Raw genomic sequence first — 3,345 nt, 5'->3', positions numbered from 1 at the left:
CCAGTGCAGCGACTTCACGCTGGCGGGTCTGCATGTCGGTGATGGTGGCCTTTGCCAGATTCAGCTCCTGAGTTTTCTCATCTCGCTGCTTCTTGTATTCGGTGGCGTTGTCGCGGTAGTGGTTAACAGCCAAGCCAAGCGATACCACCAGGCAGATAATCACAGCCCATATTACTGCGGCGATGCGGCTCATTTCTGACTCCAGGTACAGACTTCATATTCAACGTCTCGCCGGTTCATCAACCCTTTCCACTTCTTGCCACCTGCATATACCCAGCGCTTAAGCTCGGCGCATGCACCGGAGTAATCTTTGGCGTTGAGCTTTTTCAGAAGCGTGGAGTTGATAGTGGCTGTCGCGCCGACGTTGTAAGCGAAGCTGTAAATGGCTGCCCGTTGTGTTTCGGTGGTTGGCACTTTGATATGTGGATCAACCTGCGCAGCGATGCGGGTTAAATCTTTCCGCGTCAGTGCGTCACATTCTTTGTCGGTATAGCGCTTTCCCGTAACGATATCTGAGCCAGTGTGCCCATCGCAGACAGTAAGAACTCCGACCACATCGCGATATGCAACGTACTCACGGCCTTCCAGTCCGCCTTTACCAGATAGCATCACAGTAGCAATAGCTATTGCCCCGCCACCGATAGTCGCTGCAACTTTATTTCTCAGGTTCGAATCCATCAGATCTCCCGTGGTGCATTCTTACCCAGATCAGCTAAAACCTTAGCCGTAGCTGAAGGGTTGCCGGGGTCTGTCTTACTCAGGATGTCTTGCAGTATCTTCGTGCGCTTCATTTGCTCACGCTTGTTTAGCCTGTACGTCAGGACGCCAAGGATAATGCTGAAGGCGACGCCGATAATGAAGCTCCAATCCTGTAATGACAGGCTGGCAAAGAAAGCCGCAAGACCAGCGCTGCCATATGATGCGTTGCTGTATCTTTCGTCCATCTTCATAGTCTCTCTCCTCGCAGTGGAAGCGGGAGCTGTGTTTGAAAGGGGTCAGGTTCTCGGGCTGAATTTAACAACAAAGCGTGTCGATGATGATTCCCGGAACCTGAGAATAAAAAAGCCATGCAAATGCATGGCCTTGTGATTTGAATCCGTTATTTACAAAAAGTAGTCAAGACAGTATCTTTCGACTTCCGGACAAAAAAACATATACCGGGACAAAATCTAAATGTAACTGCCTTGCCTGCATGAAACCATGCGGGCTTTTTTTTGCCCAAAGAAAAGGCCCACCGGAATGGCAGGCCTTTAGATAGGGTTATGCAGTATGTGTGTGGTGCCGGGTGCCTCCCGGTGAGTCGCTGCCAGGTCAGGAACGACTCGCAATAAGCGCAAAAAAATAACTCGACCTGGCATTGCCCCTCCGCACAGGGGGATTCACCACCCCAGGAATTTAACATCTGCCAATTTCATTTTCAATGCTATACGACGATGTGACAGGGGTGCTGATGCAATGCATCTCGCGAATACCCCTGTCGTGTCGCCGGAAAGCAAAAATCCCAAGGCGTTAACCTCGGGCTTGTAATTTTTTTGCTTCGGAACGACTGAACGGATTCCCAGCGTTAGAGATGAATCTATCCAGTTCTTCCGCAAAATGCAAGTCTATTTTCTACATAACCAATGTTTCATGGAAAGTATTTTTCATCTCGTGACTTTTGAGAGAATAGAATCAGCCATAGACTCCTGTTTATGGCATTCGGCGACCAGTTCCTCAAAGATCGGCTGAAGTTGCTCATATGCTGCGGTTTTCTTTATCTCCACAACGGTATTAACACCATCAATTACCGTCGAGAACTTGAGTCTTGCATATCCTCTACCTCCGCAACGGCCACAGACCTTCATCACCGGCACGCCCTGCCGATAGCTTTCTGCCTTGTCCAGCACCTTACCTTTTCCGTGGCAGCGACACGAATTGCTGATAACACCTTTTCCGTTACATGGTTTGCATTTAACCCGCACCACCTCACGCGCCTGAGACCAACTCTCCCAGTCGCTCGGACGCACGGCCCGTGACATTTTCGCCCAGTACGGCGGTTTGCCCCACGGATAGGTGACCTTGTTCGTAAACACCTGAGCATCTGTAAATCCGTCCCCATCGCAGCAATCACATTTTCGAGTGCTGGCAGCACTTCTTGAGTAATCCTGGTATGCAAAAGCGCAGATAACTTTAAGCACGCCTGCGCGAAGTGATTCATCGAGATCTGATAATGCTCTGTTCTTACCTGATAATTTCCTCGCCTGCTCATACAGTCTCTCCAGTGCTATGTCAGGGGTGGTGACGCCAATCTTTGACAGGTAAAGATCGAAGCCAAATCCGCATTTGTGCCCAACAAGGCCAAGCGCCGCCATAACGTCAGTTCCGGTCAGGCTGTCTGATGCTGTTGCGCGAGGAGAGTCACTGAACATCGGTGATTTAGGCGCAAAGTATTTAGCGATTGATTCGAGGTTCATTATGCGGCTTCCTTCTGGGGCTGGTTGGTTTTGGTCTGGCTGTGCTTTGCTACTGGCGGCATGTTGGCGCGCTTAACGCTTTCTGCCTGGTACCGGAGAAGGTCTGAAAAAGTCATGCATCCTCCCGGTCTGGGTGAAGATTTTTCAGAATTTTGTACTTTCTTTGAAAACGAATGCCTTTGCTGATTGCTGAGAACTGAATGCGACATTTTTTGTAATTGATATGGCTGACAATCCCCATCGCGATCAGCGGAATGAGATAAAAGGCCAGCAGAAATAAAGACTCAAGTTTCATTCGGCCTCCAGTTCGGTGATGGTCAGTTCAAGCCTGCCGCCTTTGACGATTGGCATCCTCTTCACGCTGTAGTAGTCGACCTGCTGGTCATCGAGCCAGAACCCAGATTTCGTCAGGGCGTCGAAGGCAGCCTTTTGCAAGTTATCCAGGTCCCGGCGGCGGCGATCCGGCATGTGGCACTCGATACGGATTTTCACGGGGTTTGCCAAGCCGATATCCAGCATTGAGTCTTTGATGATTCTGGCGACACTGTCGCGGTACGCCTGCCCTTCTGCGCTGATGTGCGTGCGCCCGCGGTTATGTCGGTAGTAGCGGTTGTTGCTTGGCGGCCACGGGAGGCTGATGCGGTATTCATTCATGCTTTTACGAGCCCCTCTTTAAGCCAGATGACCTGCGTGCGAGCCATGCCTTCCAGCGCGCACTCCTTTGCATATTCCGCATCGACCAGACGGGTGCGGCGATCAATCTCGTCGTGGCAACTGCTGCATGCGATTGTGGCGATCAGGTCAGGCGGCTTGATTCCGGTCCCGCAGAGGCCAGCAAGACGAATGTGAGCCAGTACTGAGGTTTCAGGATTGCCGTTGCATACGCCGGGGA

At 51.1% G+C, this 3,345-nt stretch carries 7 protein-coding genes and 1 pseudogene; all 8 read right to left on the bottom strand.

Features of this window, described 5'->3' with window-relative positions; translation table 11 throughout:
* Positions 1-193 (bottom strand): annotated as a pseudogene (locus tag ACWWFX_RS24965) (lysis protein); the annotation flags it as partial.
* Positions 190-678: a lysozyme gene (locus ACWWFX_RS24960; RefSeq protein WP_473225067.1), complete on the bottom strand. Its 489-nt coding sequence runs from the start codon at positions 676-678 to the stop codon at positions 190-192. The pseudogene ACWWFX_RS24965 and the gene ACWWFX_RS24960, both read right to left, overlap by 4 nt.
* Entirely contained in the window at positions 678-950 is a 273-nt protein-coding gene (locus tag ACWWFX_RS24955; RefSeq protein ID WP_473225066.1) for a phage holin family protein, read from the bottom strand. Before ACWWFX_RS24955 ends, ACWWFX_RS24960 begins: the two co-directional genes overlap by 1 nt.
* A gap of 693 nt (positions 951-1,643) precedes the next feature.
* Complete coding sequence (locus ACWWFX_RS24950; protein WP_048207076.1) at positions 1,644-2,453, bottom strand: antitermination protein Q; 810 nt, start codon at positions 2,451-2,453, stop codon at positions 1,644-1,646.
* Positions 2,453-2,569 (bottom strand): hypothetical protein, encoded by a 117-nt coding sequence (locus tag ACWWFX_RS24945; RefSeq protein WP_473225065.1) that lies wholly within the window; start codon positions 2,567-2,569, stop codon positions 2,453-2,455. The genes ACWWFX_RS24950 and ACWWFX_RS24945 overlap by 1 nt, the downstream gene beginning before the upstream one ends.
* Positions 2,566-2,748 (bottom strand): hypothetical protein, encoded by a 183-nt coding sequence (locus ACWWFX_RS24940; RefSeq protein ID WP_473225064.1) that lies wholly within the window; start codon positions 2,746-2,748, stop codon positions 2,566-2,568. The genes ACWWFX_RS24945 and ACWWFX_RS24940 overlap by 4 nt, the downstream gene beginning before the upstream one ends.
* A complete protein-coding gene (rusA, locus tag ACWWFX_RS24935) occupies positions 2,745-3,107 on the bottom strand; it encodes a crossover junction endodeoxyribonuclease RusA (protein ID WP_473225063.1) in 363 nt (120 codons plus the stop codon). The genes ACWWFX_RS24940 and rusA overlap by 4 nt, the downstream gene beginning before the upstream one ends.
* Positions 3,104-3,345, bottom strand: a 242-nt coding sequence (locus ACWWFX_RS24930) for a DUF1364 domain-containing protein (RefSeq protein ID WP_473225062.1), incomplete at its 5' end; no start/stop codon positions are given. The genes rusA and ACWWFX_RS24930, both read right to left, overlap by 4 nt.

The sequence above is a fragment of the Pseudocitrobacter sp. 2023LY-00077 genome (assembly GCF_055796175.1).
Note: the sequence above shows the minus strand (reverse complement) of the source record. Positions and strands in the feature narration are given on the sequence as shown.

Coding starts and splice junctions, on each gene's coding strand:
- ACWWFX_RS24960 (WP_473225067.1), bottom strand. CDS start 678: ATGGATTCGAACCTGAGAAATAAAGTTGCAGCGACTATCGGTGGCGGG.
- ACWWFX_RS24955 (WP_473225066.1), bottom strand. CDS start 950: ATGAAGATGGACGAAAGATACAGCAACGCATCATATGGCAGCGCTGGT.
- ACWWFX_RS24950 (WP_048207076.1), bottom strand. CDS start 2,453: ATGAACCTCGAATCAATCGCTAAATACTTTGCGCCTAAATCACCGATG.
- ACWWFX_RS24945 (WP_473225065.1), bottom strand. CDS start 2,569: ATGACTTTTTCAGACCTTCTCCGGTACCAGGCAGAAAGCGTTAAGCGC.
- ACWWFX_RS24940 (WP_473225064.1), bottom strand. CDS start 2,748: ATGAAACTTGAGTCTTTATTTCTGCTGGCCTTTTATCTCATTCCGCTG.
- rusA (WP_473225063.1), bottom strand. CDS start 3,107: ATGAATGAATACCGCATCAGCCTCCCGTGGCCGCCAAGCAACAACCGC.